Annotated in this window: 19 protein-coding genes; 14 read left to right on the top strand and 5 right to left on the bottom strand. The window is 73.8% G+C overall.

What is annotated here, in order from left to right; genetic code table 11:
* Positions 1-17: 17 nt before the first annotated feature.
* The 3 genes from ABD841_RS31630 (at position 18) to ABD841_RS31620 (ending at position 4735) form a co-directional block, all read left to right on the top strand.
* Positions 18-1010: an Acg family FMN-binding oxidoreductase gene (locus tag ABD841_RS31630; protein WP_344979435.1), complete on the top strand. Its 993-nt coding sequence runs from the start codon at positions 18-20 to the stop codon at positions 1008-1010.
* A gap of 288 nt (positions 1011-1298) precedes the next feature.
* On the top strand, positions 1299-3779 hold the full coding sequence (locus ABD841_RS31625; protein ID WP_344979433.1) for a cation-translocating P-type ATPase: 2481 nt from the start codon (positions 1299-1301) through the stop codon (positions 3777-3779).
* Positions 3780-3868: 89 nt separating this feature from the next.
* A complete protein-coding gene (locus tag ABD841_RS31620; RefSeq protein WP_344979431.1) occupies positions 3869-4735 on the top strand; it encodes a universal stress protein in 867 nt (288 codons plus the stop codon).
* 142 nt (positions 4736-4877) lie between these two features.
* Here the strand turns inward: ABD841_RS31620 and ABD841_RS31615 are convergent, their stop codons facing one another.
* Positions 4878-5687, bottom strand: coding sequence for an SAM-dependent methyltransferase (locus tag ABD841_RS31615; RefSeq protein WP_344979429.1), 810 nt, complete (start codon positions 5685-5687; stop codon positions 4878-4880).
* A gap of 253 nt (positions 5688-5940) precedes the next feature.
* Here ABD841_RS31615 and ABD841_RS31610 point away from each other — a divergent pair, with 253 nt between their 5' ends.
* Complete coding sequence (locus ABD841_RS31610; RefSeq protein ID WP_344979427.1) at positions 5941-6348, top strand: STAS domain-containing protein; 408 nt, start codon at positions 5941-5943, stop codon at positions 6346-6348.
* A 72-nt stretch (positions 6349-6420) separates the two neighbouring features.
* Here the strand turns inward: ABD841_RS31610 and ABD841_RS31605 are convergent, their stop codons facing one another.
* Positions 6421-7188 (bottom strand): SDR family oxidoreductase, encoded by a 768-nt coding sequence (locus ABD841_RS31605; RefSeq protein ID WP_344979425.1) that lies wholly within the window; start codon positions 7186-7188, stop codon positions 6421-6423.
* A 77-nt stretch (positions 7189-7265) separates the two neighbouring features.
* Here ABD841_RS31605 and ABD841_RS31600 point away from each other — a divergent pair, with 77 nt between their 5' ends.
* Genes ABD841_RS31600 through ABD841_RS31585 form a run of 4 tightly spaced genes read left to right on the top strand, consistent with a single transcriptional unit; the run spans position 7266 to position 10700 of the window.
* Positions 7266-8015, top strand: a complete 750-nt coding sequence (locus ABD841_RS31600; RefSeq protein ID WP_344979423.1) for an enoyl-CoA hydratase family protein — start codon at positions 7266-7268, stop codon at positions 8013-8015.
* An 8-nt stretch (positions 8016-8023) separates the two neighbouring features.
* Positions 8024-8869: a CoA transferase subunit A gene (locus tag ABD841_RS31595; protein ID WP_344979500.1), complete on the top strand. Its 846-nt coding sequence runs from the start codon at positions 8024-8026 to the stop codon at positions 8867-8869.
* The gene (locus ABD841_RS31590) at positions 8866-9618 is read left to right on the top strand and encodes a CoA-transferase subunit beta (RefSeq protein ID WP_344979421.1); all 753 of its coding nucleotides are present in this window, start codon (positions 8866-8868) and stop codon (positions 9616-9618) included. Before ABD841_RS31595 ends, ABD841_RS31590 begins: the two co-directional genes overlap by 4 nt.
* The gene (locus ABD841_RS31585) at positions 9618-10700 is read left to right on the top strand and encodes an NAD(P)H-dependent flavin oxidoreductase (protein ID WP_344979498.1); all 1083 of its coding nucleotides are present in this window, start codon (positions 9618-9620) and stop codon (positions 10698-10700) included. Before ABD841_RS31590 ends, ABD841_RS31585 begins: the two co-directional genes overlap by 1 nt.
* 136 nt (positions 10701-10836) lie before the next feature.
* Here ABD841_RS31585 and ABD841_RS31580 read toward each other — a convergent pair whose 3' ends face one another.
* Positions 10837-11826, bottom strand: a complete 990-nt coding sequence (locus tag ABD841_RS31580) for an acyl-CoA dehydrogenase family protein (protein WP_344979418.1) — start codon at positions 11824-11826, stop codon at positions 10837-10839.
* A 49-nt stretch (positions 11827-11875) separates the two neighbouring features.
* The gene (locus ABD841_RS31575; RefSeq protein ID WP_344979416.1) at positions 11876-13003 is read right to left on the bottom strand and encodes an acyl-CoA dehydrogenase family protein; all 1128 of its coding nucleotides are present in this window, start codon (positions 13001-13003) and stop codon (positions 11876-11878) included.
* Between the two features lie 134 nt (positions 13004-13137).
* Here ABD841_RS31575 and ABD841_RS31570 point away from each other — a divergent pair, with 134 nt between their 5' ends.
* The 3 genes from ABD841_RS31570 to ABD841_RS31560 are packed head-to-tail and all read left to right on the top strand — an operon-like array spanning position 13138 to position 15726.
* Positions 13138-13914 carry an SDR family oxidoreductase gene (locus ABD841_RS31570; protein WP_344979414.1) on the top strand — a complete coding sequence of 259 codons (777 nt, stop codon included), beginning with the start codon at positions 13138-13140 and terminating at the stop codon, positions 13912-13914.
* Positions 13915-13929: 15 nt separating this feature from the next.
* Positions 13930-14547 carry a TetR/AcrR family transcriptional regulator gene (locus ABD841_RS31565; protein ID WP_344979412.1) on the top strand — a complete coding sequence of 206 codons (618 nt, stop codon included), beginning with the start codon at positions 13930-13932 and terminating at the stop codon, positions 14545-14547.
* 21 nt (positions 14548-14568) lie between these two features.
* Positions 14569-15726, top strand: a complete 1158-nt coding sequence (locus ABD841_RS31560; protein WP_344979497.1) for an acetyl-CoA C-acetyltransferase — start codon at positions 14569-14571, stop codon at positions 15724-15726.
* Positions 15727-15796: 70 nt separating this feature from the next.
* Here ABD841_RS31560 and ABD841_RS31555 read toward each other — a convergent pair whose 3' ends face one another.
* Complete coding sequence (locus ABD841_RS31555; RefSeq protein WP_344979410.1) at positions 15797-16513, bottom strand: TetR family transcriptional regulator; 717 nt, start codon at positions 16511-16513, stop codon at positions 15797-15799.
* Positions 16514-16600: 87 nt separating this feature from the next.
* Between ABD841_RS31555 and ABD841_RS31550 the strand changes: the two genes are divergently transcribed.
* From ABD841_RS31550 to ABD841_RS40955, 3 genes are all read left to right on the top strand, one after another.
* Positions 16601-18166: an acyl-CoA carboxylase subunit beta gene (locus ABD841_RS31550; RefSeq protein ID WP_344979408.1), complete on the top strand. Its 1566-nt coding sequence runs from the start codon at positions 16601-16603 to the stop codon at positions 18164-18166.
* Positions 18163-18426, top strand: coding sequence for an acyl-CoA carboxylase subunit epsilon (locus ABD841_RS31545; protein WP_344979406.1), 264 nt, complete (start codon positions 18163-18165; stop codon positions 18424-18426). The genes ABD841_RS31550 and ABD841_RS31545 overlap by 4 nt, the downstream gene beginning before the upstream one ends.
* Before the next feature lie 14 nt (positions 18427-18440).
* On the top strand, positions 18441-18510 hold a 70-nt coding region (locus tag ABD841_RS40955; protein ID WP_425582074.1), incomplete at its 3' end, for a biotin carboxylase N-terminal domain-containing protein.

The raw sequence follows: 18510 nt of genomic DNA, 5'->3' as shown, positions 1-18510 counted from the left end.
GTGACGGAGGTGGAGCCATGAGCGCCCGCACGACCCCGGAGATCGCCGCGGCGATCCGCACGGCGGTGCAGGCCGCCAGATGGGCACCGTCGGTGCACAACACCCAGCCCTGGTCCTTCGTCGTCGACGGCGACGAGATCGCGCTGCGCGCCGACAGTGAGCGGAAGCTGCGGATCGGCGACGCGGCGGGCCGGGAGCTCCTGATCAGCTGCGGCGCGGCCCTGTTCAACCTGCGGCTCGCGTTGCGCAAACTGGGCTACGAACCGCAGGTGCGTGTCCTGCCCGACCCCGACCGCGCCGCCCTGCTGGCGACGGTGCGGATGGGGCCCGCCATCGTCGCCGACGAGCACACCGGGCTGCTGTACGCGGAGATCGAGCACCGCCGCACCCACCGGGCCGGGTTCACCGACCTGCCGGTGCCCGACCGCCTCGTCGAGGAACTCGTCGCGCAGGCGAGCGCCGAGGGGGCGCGGCTGACGCCCGTCCGCTCCGCGGCCGCCGTCCGGGTGCTCGCCGCGCTCACCTGCGCCGCCCAGGACGTGCAGTCCCAGGACCGGCTGCTCACCCTGGAGGTGGTCCGCTGGGCCCAGCCGCCGGGGAGCCACCGCGGGGACGGGGTCCCGGCGCAGGGCTACCCGCGCGAGCCCCGGCGCACCCACCCGCACTTCGCCCAGCGCGACTACGCGCACGGCCACCCGTGGGGCAGCGGCGCCGACCAGTTCTTCTCCGCCTCCACCGGCCTCGTGACGGTCCTGACCACGGTGACGGACTCCCGCCGGGACTGGATCACGGCCGGTCAGGCGCTGCAGCGCGTCCTGCTGCACGCCTCCGCGTACGGCGTCAGCGCGGCCTTCCACACCCAGGCGCTGGAGATGTTCCACCTGCGGGAGTTCCTGCGGCAGGAGGTGTGCTCCGAGGAGTACCCCCAGATGATCATGCGCTTGGGCGTGACGTTCGACCGGAGCGAGGGGGTCCGGCGGCCGGTCGACGAGATGCTGGAGGAACGCTGACGGAGCCGGCCCGTGAGCTCGCCACACGTCTCCGGGCCCGGGGGGACGGAGGAGCCGGACGTCCCTCCCGGCGGCGACTTTTCGCGCTGATGCTCTGGGCGGCCGCCGGGCCGGTACCCTTCCCCGCCCGCCGGGTGGCTGCCGGCCGCCCTGGCCGTTCCCGCCGTCGTCGCCGACACGCTGGGCAAGGCCGTCCGGGCCGGGCGCGGGCCGCGCGGGCCGAAGGTCCCTGATCCCGATGGCCTTCGCCTCGCGATCCGGCCGCCGTCACGATGATCTGCTGGGCGTATGCACACCGACGCGCACGTCATGCCGGGGCTGAGTGAGGTCGAGGCCGCCCGGCTGCTGGAGGGGCACGGGCCCAACGAACTGCCGCGGTCCAGGCCGCCCACCCTGCTCGCCCGCGCGGCGCGGCAGCTGGCCGACCCGCTCTCGATCCTGTTGCTGATCGCCGGGTTCGTGACGCTGGTGATCCTGGCCGAGGTGCCCGAGGGCGTGGCGATCCTGGCCATCCTGCTGGTGAACGTCGTCATCGGCGTCAGCCAGGAGGTCAAGGCCGACCAGGCGGTCCGCGCGCTGCGCTCGCTCACCGCGCCCATGGCCAAGGTCCGGCGCGACGGCGTCACCCGGCGCGTCCCGGCCGCCGAAATCGTCCCCGGCGACGTGATCGAGGTCGCGGCCGGTGACCGGGTGCCCGCCGACGCCCGCCTGCTCCAGGCGAGCGCCCTGGCCGTCGACGAGGCCGTGCTGACGGGGGAGTCGCAGTCGGCCGAGAAGCGGGCCGGCGGCGCGGCCGGACCCGGTACGCCGCTCGGTGACCGCGACGGGGAGCTGTTCTCCGGCACCCTCGTCGTCCGCGGTTCGGGGACGGCCCGGGTGGAGCGGACCGGTGCCGCGACCGAGATGGGCCGCATCGCCGGCGCCCTGGAAGGACGGACGAAGGGGCCGCTGGAGGCGGACCTGGCCCAGGCGTCCCGGCGGATCGGCCTGCTCGCGCTGGTCGCCGGGGCCGTCATGGTCCTGATGGGCCTGACCCGGGTCGCCCGGGGAGAGGTCGCGCTGCTCGACATCGTGCTGGCCGGGGTCGCGCTGGCCATCGCCGCCGTCCCGGAGAGCCTCGCCGCCGCGGTCACCACCGCCCTGGCCCTGGGCTCCCAGCGGATGGCCAAGCTGGGCGTGATCGTCCGCCGGCTCTCGGCGATCGAGGCCCTCGGCGCCACCACCGTCATCGCCTCCGACAAGACCGGGACGCTGACCACCGGGCGGCTCACCGTCGTCGACCAGGTCGCGGTCCCCGGCGCGGACCTGTGGCGGGCGGCGTTGCGCTGCAACGACGCCCGCGACGGGCTCGGCGACGCCGTGGACGTGGCGTTACGCGCGGCGGCCGAGCGGAACGGCGTACGGCTCGGCGCCGGCGAGGCGCGCCTGGCCGGCAGGCCCTTCGACGCCGAGACCCGGTCCATGGCCGTGGTGACGGAGGGGCCGCTCCTCACCGTGAAGGGGGCGCCGGAGGTCGTGCTGGCCCGGTGCGAGGCCGACGCGGAGAGGCGACGGCTGGCCGACGCCGTGGGCGACCTCGCCCGGCGGGGGCTGCGCGTGCTCGCGCTGGCCGAGAAGGACACCGCGGACCTGGACGCCGGGAGCCTGCGCCCGCTCGGCCTGGTGGGGCTCCGCGACGAGGTCAGGCCGTCGGCGCTGCAGGCGGTCGCCGACTGCCGGGCGGCCGGCATCCGGGTCATGATGGTCACCGGAGACCACGGCGACACCGCCCGGGCCGTGGCCGAGGAGGTCGGCATCGAGCCCGGCCCCGTGGTCACCGGCGCGTCCCTCGACGGCGACGGGGACGGCAGGGCGGTGCAGTTGCGCGAGGCGAGCGTGCTGGCCCGCGTGGACCCGGCCACCAAGCTCGACCTGGTCCGCACGCTGCGCGAGCACGGCGAGGTGGTCACCATGACCGGTGACGGCGTCAACGACGCGCCCGCGCTCCGCCACGCGGACGTCGGCGTGGCGATGGCAGGCGAGGAGGGGACCGACGTCGCCCGCGAGGCGGCCGCCGTCGTCGTCACCAACGGCGAGCTCGGCACCATCGTCACCGGGATCCGTGAGGGACGGCGCCTCCACCACAACGTCGCCTCGATGATCGGCTATCTGCTGACCGGGAACCTGGCGGAGATCTTCCTGGTCCTCGCCGGCCTCGTCCTCTGGCCGGATATGATCATCCCGCTGCTCCCCGTCCACCTGCTCTGGATCAACCTGGTGCTCGATGGCATCCCCGCCATCGCGCTCGGCGTCGACCGGCCCGCGGGAGATCCGCTGGCGCTCCGGCCGCGGCGGGACGGCCTGCTCTCGGGCGCCGTGCTCGGCCGGGTCGCGGTGCGGTCGCTGATCGTCGGCCTGCTCGTGATCGCCGCCGTGGAGGCCGCCCGGAGGATGGGCTGGAGCGAGGAGCAGGTCCGCACCCAGGCGGTTCTCGCGCTGGTCCTGGCCCGGCTGACGCTCGCCTACGTCGTGCGGGCCCGCCGGTGGACCTTCGAACGGGGCTGGTGGCACGGTCGCACGCTCCTCGTCGCGGTCGCCGCCACCGCCCTGCTCCAGACGCTCGTCACCCTCGTGCCGCCGCTCGGCGCCCCGCTGGCCCTGGTGCCGCTGCCCGCGGCCGGATGGGCGATGGCCCTGACCGCGGCCGTGCTCACGCCGTTCCTCTGCGACCTCGCCCGCCGCCCCGGCGACCGCGGCCCCGCCCCCGGGAAGGTCCCCGCGCCACGATGACCGGAAGTCCCGCGGGTATGGGACCTTTATCGGTGTGCCCACCGGCCCGCCGGACGATCTGATGAAGACATGAACACCTGGAGGACAGCATGATCGTAGTCGGAGTTGACGGTTCGCAGGCCGGTCTGGCGGCCGTGAGCTGGGCGGTGCGGGAGGCGGGGCTGCGCGGCACCGCGCTGCGCGTGGTGCACGCCATGCCGGCCTGGCCCCTGGAGACGCCCGAGGACGCCCGCTACGCCTACGTGGCCCGGTGGATGCGCGAGGGAGCGGAGTCCATGCTGGCGGACGCGCTGGAGCGGGCCCGCCGGGAGGGCCCCCGGGTCGACGTGGAGACGCGGCTGCTGCCCGGTGATCCCCGTGACACCCTGATCGGGGCCGCCCGGGAGGCCGAGCTGCTGGTGGTCGGGAGCCATGGGACGGGCGGTTTCCGGGGCATGCTGGTCGGCTCGGTCGCGCTGGGCGTGTCCGGGCACGCTGCCTGCCCGGTGGCCGTGATCCGCGACCTGCCCGTCCGGCCGGGCGGCGAGGTGGTCGTCGGGGTCGACGGCTCCCCGGCCGGCGCGGCCGCCGTCGGATTCGCCTTCGCCGAGGCGTCGCTGCGCGGCACCGGCCTGCGGGCGATCCACACCTGGGACGGACCCGTCATGGGGGGCGAGCCCTTCCCCGAGCAGGCCGCGCGGGAGAAGGCCGAGACGGAGCGGCGCCTGCTGGCCGAGGCCCTGGCCGGCTGGGGCGAGCGCCACCCGGACGTCAAGGTCACCGAGCAGGTCGAGCGCGGGCACCCGGTCCAGGTGCTGAAGGACGCCTCGGCCCAGGCCGAGCTGCTGGTCGTGGGCTCGCGCGGGCGCGGTGAGCTGTCCGGGCTGATCCTGGGGTCGGTGAGTCACTCCCTGCTCCACCACGCCGCCTGCCCCCTGGTCGTGGCCCCTCCGGAGGGTGCGGCCGGACACCGCTGACCGGGGACCGCCGACCGGGCTGCCCGGCCGGGCGCGACCCTCCGGGCGGCCCGGCCCCCGGCCGATGAGGGCCGGGGCCGTGCGGGCGTCCCCGGCGGGCCGCCTCCCGGACGGGACCGGCGGCCCGGCCGGGCCGCCGCCGTCAGCGCAGCAGCCCGACCCCGCTGTAACCCTCCACACCGGGCAGCTCGGGGAGCCGGGGCTGGTCCGGTTCCGGGCGCCAGTCCTCGGTGGACACCAGACCGGGCTCCACGATCTCGAACCCGTCGAAGAAACGCAGGATCTGCGCGTGGGACCGGGGGGTCGCCGAGCCCGCGGAGGTCCGGGTGTAGAGCTCCCGGCCCTCGCGTATCTTCTCCTCGTCCAGGTCGCCGAAGGAGAGGTGGCTGATCACCAGGCCGCTGCCCGGGGCGAGCCGGTCGCGCAGGGTCGTGACGATCCGCTCGGCGGTGTCGTCCTCGGGGATGAAGTGCAGGACGGCCAGCAGGAGCAGGCCCACCGGCTGCTTGAAGTCGATGTGCCCGCTGACCTCCGGGTCGTCGAGGATGGCCTCGGGCTCCCGCAGGTCGCCGTTGACCACGATGGTCTGCCCGTTGTCCGCCAGCAGCGCGCGCCCGTGGGCGAGCACGATGGGGTCGTTGTCGACGTAGACGACGCGGGACTCGGGAGCCACCCCCAACGCCACCTGGTGCACGTTCTCCTGCGTGGGCAGTCCCGCGCCGATGTCGAGGAACTGGCGGATCCCCGTGGAGGCCAGGAAGCGCACGGCCCGGCGGAGGAAGCGCCGGTTGGCCCTGACCCCGTCCTTGACGTTGGGCGTGAGCTCGATGAGTTTCTCCGCCGCCGCCCGGTCGGAGGCGAAGTTGTCCTTGCCGCCGAGAAGATAGTCGTAGATCCGGGCGACGCTCGGAATCGCCGGATCGATCCCCAGCGGCACGTCTTTCATGTCCATCCCACCCTCGGTGCGTCAATCGGTGATCACAAAGTAGTGGATGGGGCGGGATTTATTGCCATAAAAGATGAAGAAGATTCCAGCCTTTCGCGTCCGTTCTGTGAACGGATCCACGGCCTGCGCCGCAGGGAACGCCGCTGACGGCCGGCGTCTTCGCCATGGCACGCCGGCCTTCCACGTTGTTCCCCCCATGGAACGTTCTCATAATGGAGCGTGCAGGCCGGCGGGGCAGGCCGTGCCGGAGGAGGAATGGATGGCTGCGCGGTCCGACGATCTGGCCTTCACCGTCGACCTGGGCGAGCCCGGCAGGTGGGCGGTGGTGCACGTGCGCGGCGAGCTCGACTGGAACAGCGCGCCGGTGCTGACCACCATGGTCGAGCACCTGTGGGACTTCCTGTCCGGCGGGTGCCTGCTGCTGGACCTGGCCCCGATGACGTTCTGCGACTCGATGGGCCTGGGCACGATGATCGCTGTTTCCCGGGGGTGCCTGAGCCGGGGCGTGCGCCTGGTGCTGGTCGCCCCGCCGCCGTCGCTGCGCCGCACCCTGGCGATCACGGGCCTGGGCGCGGTGCTGCAGGTGCGCGACACCCTGCCGGAGGCGCTCGCCGAGTTCGACGGCCACAACGTGGACGCCGGCGACCACATCGTCCCCTTCGCGTGACGCCCCCGCCCGATCCGCGCGCCGCGCACCCCCCTCCCGTCCCGGCCGGTGCCGCGGGCCGGGGGAGCGGGCTCACCTCCGCGTCACGACGTAGCGGGCCGGGATCTCCCCCCCGCCGTGGACGGCGATGTCCGCGCCGGTGACGTAGGAGGCGAGGTCGCCGGCCAGGTAGAGGCAGGCGTTCGCCACGTCGGCGGGCACCGCCATCCGTCCCATCGGGATCAGCCCGGCCACCGCGGCGCCCCCGTCCTCGCCGTACACGGAGGACGCAGCCTCGGTCCGGACAAGGCCGGTGGTGATGTGGTTGACCCGCACCCTGGGAGACCATTCGAGCGCCAGCGCCCGGGTGAGCACCAGCAGCCCCGCCTTGGCGGCGGAGTAGGCCGCGGTCCCGGGCTGCGGGTCGTGGGCGGAGACGCTGCCGATGTTGATGATCGAGCCGCCGGTCTCCTGCCCCTGCATGACCTGGTTGGCCGGCTGCGCCACGTAGAACGGCGCGAGCAGGTTCAGGCCGACGACCTTCTCCACGAACCGCGGGGAGACGGTCGCCGCGTCCGCCGCCGGTGATCCGCCGGCGTTGTTGACGAGCACGTCGAGCCGGCCGAGATGGCCGGCCGCGCTCTCCACCAGCCCGGCCGCGGCCGCGGCGTCCCGGATGTCCGCCGGGACGAAGCGGGCCGTCCTGCCGCCGGCGCTCGGCAGGACGCGGGGTTCGGCACGCCCGCCGACGACCACCTCGGCACCCGCGGCCAGGAACCTCTCCGCGATCACGAACCCGATGCCCTTGGTCCCCCCGGTGACCAGCACCGCCCGGCCGTGGAAGTCCGCCGTCATGTTCATTCTCGGCTCTCCTCGCTGGTGGTTCGGCTCCCTCTGCTACCGTACTTTCTAACAAATGTTTGGTGGAAAGGTGACTCATGGGAATCTCCACCAGGAACCACGGGGACGGCGTCGCCGAGATCGTCATGGACGTCCCCCCGGTCAACGCGCTGCCCGTGCAGGGCTGGTTCGACCTGGCCGACGCCGTGCGAGCGGCCGGGCGCGACCGGGAGACCCGCGCCGTGGTGCTGCGCGCGGAGGGCCGGGGCTTCAACGCCGGGGTGGACATCAAGGAGATGCAGGCCACCTCCGGGTTCGAGGCGCTGGTCGGCGCCAACCGGGGCTGCTCCGAGGCGTTCGCGGCGGTGTACGAGTGCGAGGTGCCGGTGATCGCCGCCGTGCACGGGTTCTGCCTCGGCGGCGGCGTCGGCCTGGTGGGCAACGCCGACATCGTGGTGGCCGCCGAGGACGCCTACTTCGGCCTTCCCGAGGTCGACCGGGGCGCGCTCGGCGCGGCCACGCACCTGGCCCGGCTGGTCCCGCAGCACCTGATGCGGGCGATGGTCTACACATGCCGTACCGTCACCGCCGCCGAACTGCACGCCTTCGGCTCGGTGCTGGAGGTGGTGCCCCGCGACCGGCTTCCCGCCGCCGCCCTCGCGGTCGCCGCCCAGATCGCCGGCAAGGACCCCTACGTCATCCGCCGGGCCAAGGAGGCGCTGAACGGCATCGACCCGGTCGACGTCCGGCGCAGCTACCGCTTCGAGCAGGGCTTCACCTTCGAGCTCAACCTCATGGGCGCCGGCGACCGGCACCGCGACGCCTTCGTCTCCGAGGGGGCGCCGTGAACAAGGTCATGTCGATCGAGGAGGTCGTCGGGTCGCTGGAGAGCGGCATGACGATCGGGATCGGCGGCTGGGGCTCACGGCGCAAGCCGATGGCCCTGGTCCGGGCGATCTACCGCTCCTCCCTGACGGATCTGACGATCGTGTCGTACGGCGGGGCCGACGTGGGCCTGCTGTGCGCCGCGGGGAAGGTGCGCAGGGTCGTCGCCCCGTTCGTGACGCTCGACTCGGTCCCCCTCGAACCGCACTTCCGGGCCGCCCGGCAGCGCGGGTCGATCGAGTTCACCGAGTACGACGAGGGCATGTTCATGTTCGGCCTGCTCGCCGCGGCGCACCGGCTGCCGTTCCTGCCGACCCGGGCGGGGCTGGGCTCCGACGTCATGCGGGTCAACCCCGGACTGCGCACGGTCCGCTCGCCCTACGACGACGAGGAGGAACTGGTCGCCGTGCCCGCGCTGACGCTCGACGCCGCGCTGGTGCACATGGACCGGGCCGACACCCGGGGCAACGGCCGGTACCTCGGCCCCGACCCGTACCTGGACGACCTGTTCGCCAAGGCCGCCGCCCGCTGCTACGTGAGCTGTGAGCGCCTGGTGGACCCCGGCAAGCTGGACGGCCCGCCGCAGACCCTGCTGATCAGCCGCATGCACGTCACCGGGGTGGTGGAGACGCCGGACGGCGGCCACTTCACCGACTGCGGTCCGGACCGCGGCCGCGACGAGGCGTTCCAGCGGCACTACGCGAGCGCGGCGGCCCACCCCGAGACGTGGGCGGCGTTCGCGGACCGGTTCCTGGCCGGGGGCGAGGCCGCCTACCGGGAGGCGGTGCGGCGCTGGCACGAGGAGGAGGCACGATGAGCGCGACCCGCGCGGAGACCTGCGTGGTGGCCTGCGCCGAGGCGTGGCGCGGGGACGGCGAGATCCTGGCCGCGGCGATGGGCACCTGCTCCGTCCTGGGCGCCCGGCTGGCCCGGCTCACCTTCGAGCCGGGCCTGCTGACCACCGACGGCGGCGCGCTGCTCACCGTCGAGCCGGTGCCGCTCGGCGCGCCCGCCGGCCCGGTCGAAGGCTGGCTGCCGTTCCGCGACCACCTGTGGCTGGTGCAGAACGGCCGGCGGCACGTGATGATGGGCGCCTCGCAGATCGACAGGTACGGCAACACCAACATCTCCGCCATCGGCGACTGGGCGCGGCCGGCGTCGCAGCTGCTGGGCGTGCGCGGCGCCCCCGGCAACACGGTCTGCAACCCGACCAGCTACTGGATCCCCCGGCAGTCCACCCGCGTGTTCGTGCCGGAGGTGGACGTGGTCAGCGGCGTCGGCACCGGCCGGGCGGCGGGACTGGGGGCGCGGGCGTCCCGGTTCCACGACCTGCGCCGGGTCGTGACCGACCTGGCCGTGTTCGACTTCGGCACGCCGGACGGGGCGATGCGGCTGGTCTCGGTCCACCCCGGCGTCGACGTCGAGCAGGTCGTGGCCGCCACCGGTTTCGAGCTCGCGACCGACGGCGACGTGCCGGAGACCCGGCCGCCGTCGGACGAGGAACTGCGGCTGATCCGCGAGGTGCTCGACCCCGGATCCCTGCGGGACAGGGAGGTCCGGACGTGATCGAGCAGGTGCTGGACACGCCGCTGACCCGGCTCGCCGGGGTCCGCCACCCGGTCGTGCAGACCGGCATGGGCTGGGTGGCGGGCCCCCGGCTGGTCGCCGCGGTGGCGAACGCCGGCGGGCTGGGCATCCTCGCCTCCGCCACCATGACCCTCGATCAGCTGGCCGCCGCCCTCGAGGAGGTCCGCTCGCGCACCGACGCGCCCTTCGGGGTCAACCTGCGCGCGGACGCCGCGGACGCGGCCGACCGCGTCGACCTGATGATCAGGAACCGGGTACGGGTCGCCTCGTTCGCCCTGGCCCCCCGCCAGGAGTTGATCGCCCGGCTGAAGGACGCCGGAGCCGTGGTGATCCCGTCGGTCGGCGCCCGGCGCCACGCGGAGAAGGTCGCGGCGTGGGGCGCCGACGCGGTGCTGGTCCAGGGCGGCGAGGGCGGCGGCCACACCGGGGCCGTCGCCACCACGCTGCTGCTCCCCCAGGTCGTCGACGCCGTCGGCATCCCGGTGATCGCCGCCGGGGGGTTCTTCGACGGGCGGGGCCTGGCCGCGGCGCTGGCGTACGGCGCGGCCGGGGTGGCCATGGGCACCCGGTTCCTGCTCACCTCCGACAGCCCGGTCCCCGACGCGGTCAAACGGCTCTACCTCGGCATGTCGGAGACCGTGGTCACCCGCCAGGTGGACGGCATGCCGCACCGGGTGCTGCGCACCCCGCTGGTCGACGCGCTGGAGCGGACGGGCGGCCTGTCCAGGCTGGCCCGCGCCGTGCGCAACGCCGCCGGGTTCCGCCGCGTCTCGGGCATGTCCTGGCCGGCCATGATCCGCGACGGGCTGGCCATGCGGCACGGCAAGGAGCTCACCTGGTCCCAGATCCTCATGGCGGCCAACACGCCCATGCTCCTCAAGGCGGCGATGGTGGACGGCCGGCCGGACCTCGGGGTGATGGCCTCCGGGCAGGCGGTCGCGCTCATCGACGACCTGCCCTCCTGCGAGGAACTGATCGACACCGTCGTCACCCGGGCCGCCGACGTCCTGCGCGGCCTCGGGGCGAACCTGGCCGACCGCGCCCGGCCGGACCCGACCTGACCGGGCGACCGGGCCTGACCGGGTACGGCCGTCCTCGTCCGGCCCGGCGCGGCCGTCCCGTCCGGAGCGGCGCGGCCCGATCACACCGGCCGGGCACGCTCCGGCCCCGTCCGGTCGGCGGTGGCCCGCCGGCGGGTCAGCCCCGCGCCAGCGCGGCCATCACGCGGGCGCGGTGCTCGGCGGGCGAGCCCCAGGCCGTGTACAGGGCGCGGGCCTTGCGGATCCACAGGCTCGGGTCGTACTCGTCGGTGTAGCCGATGGCGCCGTGCACCTGCAGGGCGACCCTGGCCGCCGCGTAGGCGGCCTCCCCGGCCGCGACCTTGGCGGCGGACACGTCGCGCGCGAACTCCGGAGAGCCGGCGGCCAGCGCCGCCCCGTGGACCAGCGGGCGGGCGTACTCCAGGCCGACGAGCACGTTCGCGAGGTGGTGCCTGACCGCCTGGAACTCGCCGATCGGCCGCCCGAACTGCCGGCGCGTCACGGCGTACTCGACCGTGACCTCCAGGAGCCGCCGTCCCACCCCGACCAGCTGGGCGGCGCAGACCAGCACACCCATGTCGTACGCCTCCAGCGCCGCCGCGCGCACCGCCGGTCCGGCGGCCAGCACGGCGCCCGGGACGACCGGGAACAGCCGGCGGGCCGGGTCCAGCGAGGCCCGGACCGGGCCCGCGGCCGCGCCGCGCACCTCCTCGCCGTCCACCGCCAGGACGACGTCGGCGACGTCCGCGTCCAAGGCGTACGGCACGGCCGGGGGCAGTGCGAGCGAGACGACGGCCTCGCCCGCGGCGATCCCCGGCAGCCACGTCGCGGCGGGCGCCTCGTCACCGAGCCGGCCGAGCAACGTCGCGGCGGCGACCGTCTCGACGATCGGTCCGGGCGCCGCGTGCCTGCCGATCTCGTGGAACGCGGTCACCAGCTCGACCGGGAGCGGCCCCACGCCGCCCGCCGACTCGGGCACGGCCAGCGCGAAGACCCCGGCGTCGGCGAGCGAGCGCCACAGGGCCCGGCCGGGGGCCGGCGACCCGGCCGCCCAGGCGCGGACCACGGCCGGGGTGCCCGCCTCGGCCAGCAGTTTGTGCAGGGCCTCGCCGAACATCCGCTGCTCGGCGTCAAGGACGAACTTCACCGCTGCCTCCCGGGCGTCCCCACCATGTCACGTCCACCGCGCCCACTCGTCACCTCGCCGCTCTGGGAAGCCCGAGCACGCGTTCGGCGATCACGTTCCGCTGGATCTCGTTGGTGCCGGCGTAGATCGGGCCGGCGAGGGAGAAGACGTAGCCCTCCAGCCAGTCGCCGTCGAGCTCGCCCTCCGGGCCCAGCAGGTCGAGCGCGGTCTCGTGCAGCGCCAGATCGAGCTCGGACCAGAAGACCTTGTTGACGCTGGACTCGGCGCCGACGTCCTCGGCGCGGGAGATGGTCTCGAAACCCTTCAGCCGGTAGGCGCGGGCCTTGATCCACGCGTCGGCCACCCGGTCGCGCAGCGCGGTGTCGGCGGGGTCGGCGCGCTCGTGCCAGAGGGCCACCAGCCGGTCGGCGGCGGCCAGGAAACGGCCGGGGCTGCGCAGCGTGAGCCCGCGCTCGTTGCCCGTGGTGCTCATCGCGACCCGCCAGCCCTCGCCCGGCGTGCCGATGACGTCGCGGTCGGGCACGAACACGTCGTCGAAGAAGAGCTCGGCGAAGGCGGGCTTGCCGTCGATGCGGCCGATCGGGCGCCGGGTGACCCCCTCGGCGTCCAGCGGGAACATCAGGTAGGTCAGGCCGCGGTGCCGCCCGGCCGCGAGATCGGAGCGGAACGGGCCGAAACCCCGGTCGGCGAAGGCGGCGCGCGAGCTCCACGTCTTCTGGCCGTTCAGCAGCCAGCCGCCGTCGACGCGGGTGGCGGTGGCGCGCAGCGCGGCCAGGTCGCTGCCGGCGCCGGGCTCGGACCAGGCCTGCGCCCAGATCACCTCGCCGGAGGCCATCCGCGGCAGGACGCGGTCGAGCTGTTCGGGGGTGCCGTGCCGGAACAGGGTCGGCGCCAGCAGGTTGACGCCGTTCTGGCTGACCCGGCCGGGTGCCCCCGCGGCGTAGTACTCCTCCTCGAAGACCAGCCACTCCAGCGGGGTGGCGTCCCGGCCGCCGTACCGGGCGGGCCAGGAGACGACGGAGAGCCGGGCTTCCGCCAGGCGCCGCTCCCACGCCCGATGGGCGGCGAAGCCTTCCTCGGTCTCCAGCGAGGGCAGGGGAGCGGCGGGGACGTTGGCGCGCAGCCACTCCCGCACCTCGGCGCGGAACGGTTCCGCGGGCGACAGGTCAAGATCCATCAGCGGCCGCCTCCATCGGGTCCCCACATTTTTTCTAACAACTGTTTGGTAGAGTAAACCATGCGGGGTCCGGCGAGGGGCCGGCCCGCCGGGCCGGGCCCGCCGGTGGCCCGCGAGGAAGCGGAGGTACGGGCGTGAAGCCGTCCTATGTTCCGGGCCACGGCCTGTTATGCGACCGGGTGGCGGTGGTGACCGACGCCGCCGGCACCGGCATCGGCGGCGCCTGCGCCCGCCGCATGCTGGAGGAGGGCGCCCGCGTGGTGATCAGCGATGCCCACGGGCGGCGGCTCGCGGAGAGCCTGGCAACGCTGGAGAAGGAGTTCGGGGCCGGCGCGGTGACGGCGGTGCCGTGCGACGTGACCTCGGAGGAGCAGGTCCGGAACCTGTTCGCGGTCGCCGAGGAGCGCTTCGGGCCGGTCGACGTGGCGGTCAACAACGCGGGCCTCGGCGGTACGGCCAGGCTCGTCGAGATGACCGACGAGCAGTGGGGCCGGGTGCTGGACGTGACGCTGAACGGCACCATGCGCTGCACCCGGGCCGCGCTGGCCCGGATGCAGCCGAGGGGGCGCGGCGTGATCGTGAACAACGCCTCGGTGATCGGCTGGCGGGCGCAGGAGGGCCAGGCTCACTACGCGGCGGCCAAGGCGGGCGTCATGGCGCTGACCCGGTGCGCCGCGATCGAGGCGGCGCCGTACGGCGTGCGGGTCAACGCGGTCTCGCCCTCGCTGGCCATGCACCCGCACCTGGCCAAGGTGACCACTGAGGAACTGCTGGCGGAACTCACCGCGAAGGAGGCGCTCGGCCGGTACGCGGAGCCGTGGGAGGTCGCCAACGTTATCGTCTTCCTCGCGAGCGACTACTCCTCCTACATGACCGGGGAGGTCGTCTCCGTCTCCAGCCAGCACCCCTGAGAGGTCGTACGTTCGATGAGTCCACGGCGCCGAGACTCCGAAGGCACCGCCGCCGCGCGGGCCGAGCGGCGGGCCGAGCTGCTCGCCACCGCGGCGGAGATCTTCGCCTCACGCGGGTACGCCGCCACCACGGTCCGGGAGGTGGCCGACGCGGCGGGCATGCTCGGCGGCAGCCTTTACTACCACTTCGACTCCAAGGAGTCGATGATCGACGAGATCCTGTCGACGTTCCTCACTGACATGTGGGCGGCCTACGACCGGGTGCTCGGCTCCGGCCTCGGCGCGCGGGAGACCTTCCAGGCACTGATCACCGAGTCGTTCCGGACAATCGATCAGTATCGCCCAGCAGTTGTGATTTATCAGAACGAGTCAAAGCATCTCGTGACAAATCCGCGTTTCTCGTACCTGCTCGACTCCCAGCGGCGGTTCCGGGAGATGTGGCTCTCGGTCCTGGACCGCGGCGTCCTGGACGGCGCGTTCCGCGCGGACCTCGACACCGGCCTGATCTACCGGTTCATCCGCGACACCGTCTGGGTGGCCGCGAGCTGGTACCGGAGCGACGGCCCGCTCTCCGCGGACGAGATCGCCAGGCAGTACCTCGTGATGATCCTGGAAGGGATCCTGTCGACCTAAGGAGTTCCGATGGCCGTTCCGATGGCCGAGGCCTACATCGTCGAGGCGGTGCGCACCCCCGTGGGCAGGCGCGGCGGCGGCCTGTCCGGGGTGCACCCGGCCGACCTGGGCGCGCACGCGCTGACCGAGCTGATGGCGCGCTCCGGGGTCGACCCGGCGGCGGTGGAAGACGTGATCTTCGGGTGCGTGGACGCGGTCGGCCCGCAGGCCGGTGACATCGCGCGCACCTGCTGGCTGGCCGCCGGACTGCCCGAGGAGGTGCCGGGCGTCACCGTCGACCGGCAGTGCGGCTCCTCCCAGCAGGCGCTGCACTTCGCGGCGCAGGCGGTGCTGTCCGGCACCGCCGATCTCGTGGTGGCGGGCGGCGTGCAGAACATGTCGCAGATCCCCATCGCCTACGCCTCGCGCGGCGCCGTCGAGCCGCTCGGCCTCACCGAGGGACCGTACGCGGGCTCGCGCGGCTGGAACGCCCGCTACGGCGGGCAGGAGGTGTCCCAGTTCCGCGGCGCGGAGATGATCGCCCAGCAGTGGGACATCTCCCGCGCGGACATGGAGGTCTTCGCCTACGAGTCCCACCGGCGGGCGATCCGGGCGATCGACGAGGGCCGGTTCGAGCGCGAGATCGCCCCCCTGGCGGGGGTCTCGGCGGACGAGGGGCCGCGCCGCGACACCTCGCCGGAGAAGATGGCCGGGCTGAAGGCCCTCCAGGACGGTGGGCGGCTGACCGCGGCGGTGTCGTCGCAGATCTCCGACGGCGCGGCGGCCCTCCTGGTCGCCTCCGAGGCGGCGGTGCGGGCGCACGGCCTGCGGCCCCGGGCCCGCGTCCACCACCTGTCGGCGCGCGGCGAGGACCCCATCCGGATGCTGTCCGCACCCATCCCCGCCACCGCCTACGCGCTGAAGAAGGCCGGCATGGCGATCGGCGAGATCGACGTGGTGGAGATCAACGAGGCGTTCGCCTCGGTCGTGCTGGCCTGGCTGAAGGAGACGGGAGCCGACCCGGCGCGGGTCAACCCCAACGGCGGCGCGATCGCGCTCGGTCACCCGCTCGGCGCCACCGGCGCCCGGCTCATGACGACGCTCCTGCACGAGCTGGAGCGCACCGGCGGCAGGTACGGCCTGCAGACCATGTGCGAGGGTGGCGGTCAGGCCAACGTCACGATCATCGAACGCCTGTAGCCGTACCGCGCCCGCGGGGTCGCCTCCGCGGGCGGGCGTACGGCGCCGCCGTGACCGGGGGCGGCCCCGGTCATTCGTGCCGGCGCCCCCGGGGACCGGTGTGGCCGGCCGTGGCGAGGTGCGCCCGGACGGCGTCCATGACGGCCTCCGGCGACGCCGCGCGGCTGAAGGTCGCGACGACGACCTGACCGGCGTCCTCGGCGCGGTCCTGCGGCCTCTCCAGGTGGCGGAACGTCGTGATGACGTACTGGAGCGCGTGGTCCAGGGGGCCGAAGGGGTCGTGCCGGCCGCCCGCCCGCAGCCAGCCCCGCAGGACCTGGTTGTGCGCCGCCACGACCGAGGAGGCCATGAGTTCGGCGCGCAGGGCCGCGTCGGGCGAGTCGGAGAGCCAGCCCGCGATGAACTCCCGGAACAGCCGCTGGTAACGGGCGACGCTGACGATCTCACGGTCGCGCAGCGCGGGGACCTTCCCGACCAGGCGGTACCGCCGCAGCGACACCTCGGCGTCCTCCACGTAGTGCGTCAGCACGAGGCGGACCGCGTCGCACACGGCGACGATGGCCGTGTCGGCGGTCGACGCCGTGAGGCGTGCCTCCACCTTCGCGAGCAGCGCGTCGTGGTCGGGGAAGATCACGTCCTCCTTGGACCGGTAGTACCGGAAGAAGGTGCTGCGGCTCGTGCCCGCTCTGGCCGCGATGTCGTCGACGGTCGTCTCGTCGTAGCCGTTCTCGTTGAAAAGCGCTATCGCCGCCGCGGCGAGGCGCTGGCTGATGGGCGGTCTGGCCATCGGGTCATTCTCCCAGACTCCAGGCTTGTCCGACGTTTTGATACTGAGTATCGTTCAGGCGATACCCAGTCTCAAAGGCGGTGGTCAATGGTTCCGCACAGCACGGCGGACAAGCTCGCCCGGCTCGAACATCGCATCGGCGACGCCGTACGGGCCGCGGCGGCGCGGGCGGCCGACAAGCAGCACGCCAGGGGCCGGCTCAGCGCCCGCGAACGCATCGAGCGGCTGCTGGACGACGGCTCGTTCGTCGAGCTGGACGCGCTGGCCGTGCACCGCAGCACGGCGTTCGGCCTGGAGAGGAACCGCGTCCCCGGCGACGGCGTGATCACCGGACACGGCACGATCGACGGCCGGAGAGTGTGCGTCTTCGCCCAGGACTTCACCGTCTTCGGCGGCAGCCTCGGGGAGGTCTACGGCGAGAAGATCTGCAAGGTCATGGACCTCGCCCTCAAGACCGGATCGCCGATCATCGGCATCAACGAGGGCGCCGGGGCCCGCATCCAGGAGGGCGTGGTCTCGCTGGGCCTGTACGGCGAGATCTTCCGCCGGAACGTGCACGCCTCCGGGGTGATCCCGCAGATCTCGCTGGTCATGGGCGCCTGCGCGGGTGGCCACGTCTACTCGCCGGCCCTCACGGACTTCACCGTCATGGTCGACGGCTCCTCGCACATGTTCGTCACCGGCCCGGAGGTCATCAAGACGGTCACCGGCGAGGACGTCACCTTCGAGGAACTGGGCGGCGCCCGCACCCACAACACCAGGAGCGGCAACGCCCACTACCTGGCGCACAGCGAGGACGACGCGCTCGACTACGTCCGGGCCCTGCTCTCCTACCTCCCGCAGAACAACCTGGAGGATCCCCCGGCGGACGGGGAGGAGGGCGACCTCGAACCCGGCGACGCCGACCGGGCGCTCGACACCCTCATCCCCGACTCGTCGAGCCGGCCCTACGACATGCGCGTCGTCATCGAGTCCGTCCTCGACGACGCCGAGTTCCTGGAGGTGCAGGCGCTGTTCGCGCCCAACGTCATCGTGGGCTTCGGGCGGGTGGAGGGGCGCGCGGTCGGCGTGGTCGCCAACCAGCCGATGCAGCTCGCCGGCATCCTCGACATCGACGCCTCGGAGAAGGCCGCGCGGTTCGTGCGCACCTGCGACGCCTTCAACATCCCGGTGCTCACGCTGGTCGACGTCCCCGGCTTCCTGCCCGGCACGGACCAGGAATGGAACGGCATCATCCGCCGCGGCGCCAAGCTCCTGTACGCCTACGCCGAGGCCACCGTGCCGCTCATCACCGTGATCACCCGCAAGGCCTACGGCGGCGCCTACGACGTCATGGGGTCGAAACACCTCGGCGCGGACTACAACATCGCCTGGCCCACCGCGCAGATCGCGGTGATGGGCGCCCAGGGGGCGGTCAACATCCTCTACCGCAAGGAGCTGGCCGCCTCCGACGACCCGGAGAGCCTGCGGGCCAAGCTGGTCGCGGAGTACGAGGACACGCTGGCCAACCCCTACCAGGCGGCCGAACGCGGCTACGTCGACGCGGTGATCCCGCCGCGCGAGACCCGGCGGGAGGTCGCCCGCGCCCTGCGGCTGCTCCGCGACAAGCGCGAGGCGCTGCCGCCCAAGAAGCACGGGAACATCCCGCTGTGAGCGCGACCGGACCGGCCGCGGAAGAGGTGGGACCCGCCGTGGGTGGCGCGGCACCGGCCCTCCGGGTGATCAAAGGCGCTCCCTCACCCGAGGAGCTGGCCGCGCTCGTCGCGGCGCTCACCGTCCGAACGGCGGGCGCCGCCGTTCCCACCCCCGTACCCGGCCGCCGCCGTGGCTGGGGCGCGTACCGCCACGCGCTCCGCCCGCCCCTCACCGGCGGCTGGCGTGAATCAAGGTGGAAGCTTGGAGGGCTTCAGTGACCAATCCGCACACGCTGCGCAAGGTGCTCATCGCCAACCGCGGGGAGATCGCCGTCCGTGTCGCCCGTGCCTGCAAGGACGCCG

The sequence above is a fragment of the Streptosporangium fragile genome (genome assembly GCF_039534445.1).
Classification (GTDB): Bacteria; Actinomycetota; Actinomycetes; order Streptosporangiales; family Streptosporangiaceae; genus Streptosporangium; species Streptosporangium fragile.
This window is presented reverse-complemented; position numbering and strand designations above follow the sequence as displayed.

What these genes read in the sequence shown, in the direction of transcription:
- ABD841_RS31625 (WP_344979433.1), top strand. Translation starts at nt 1,299, where the DNA reads ATGCACACCGACGCGCACGTCATGCCGGGGCTGAGTGAGGTCGAGGCC.
- ABD841_RS31605 (WP_344979425.1), bottom strand. Translation starts at nt 7,188, where the DNA reads ATGAACATGACGGCGGACTTCCACGGCCGGGCGGTGCTGGTCACCGGG.
- ABD841_RS31600 (WP_344979423.1), top strand. Translation starts at nt 7,266, where the DNA reads ATGGGAATCTCCACCAGGAACCACGGGGACGGCGTCGCCGAGATCGTC.
- ABD841_RS31630 (WP_344979435.1), top strand. Translation starts at nt 18, where the DNA reads ATGAGCGCCCGCACGACCCCGGAGATCGCCGCGGCGATCCGCACGGCG.
- ABD841_RS31620 (WP_344979431.1), top strand. Translation starts at nt 3,869, where the DNA reads ATGATCGTAGTCGGAGTTGACGGTTCGCAGGCCGGTCTGGCGGCCGTG.
- ABD841_RS31550 (WP_344979408.1), top strand. Translation starts at nt 16,601, where the DNA reads ATGGTTCCGCACAGCACGGCGGACAAGCTCGCCCGGCTCGAACATCGC.
- ABD841_RS31575 (WP_344979416.1), bottom strand. Translation starts at nt 13,003, where the DNA reads ATGGATCTTGACCTGTCGCCCGCGGAACCGTTCCGCGCCGAGGTGCGG.
- ABD841_RS31595 (WP_344979500.1), top strand. Translation starts at nt 8,024, where the DNA reads ATGTCGATCGAGGAGGTCGTCGGGTCGCTGGAGAGCGGCATGACGATC.
- ABD841_RS31590 (WP_344979421.1), top strand. Translation starts at nt 8,866, where the DNA reads ATGAGCGCGACCCGCGCGGAGACCTGCGTGGTGGCCTGCGCCGAGGCG.
- ABD841_RS31555 (WP_344979410.1), bottom strand. Translation starts at nt 16,513, where the DNA reads ATGGCCAGACCGCCCATCAGCCAGCGCCTCGCCGCGGCGGCGATAGCG.
- ABD841_RS31560 (WP_344979497.1), top strand. Translation starts at nt 14,569, where the DNA reads ATGGCCGAGGCCTACATCGTCGAGGCGGTGCGCACCCCCGTGGGCAGG.
- ABD841_RS31565 (WP_344979412.1), top strand. Translation starts at nt 13,930, where the DNA reads ATGAGTCCACGGCGCCGAGACTCCGAAGGCACCGCCGCCGCGCGGGCC.
- ABD841_RS31615 (WP_344979429.1), bottom strand. Translation starts at nt 5,687, where the DNA reads ATGGACATGAAAGACGTGCCGCTGGGGATCGATCCGGCGATTCCGAGC.
- ABD841_RS31610 (WP_344979427.1), top strand. Translation starts at nt 5,941, where the DNA reads ATGGCTGCGCGGTCCGACGATCTGGCCTTCACCGTCGACCTGGGCGAG.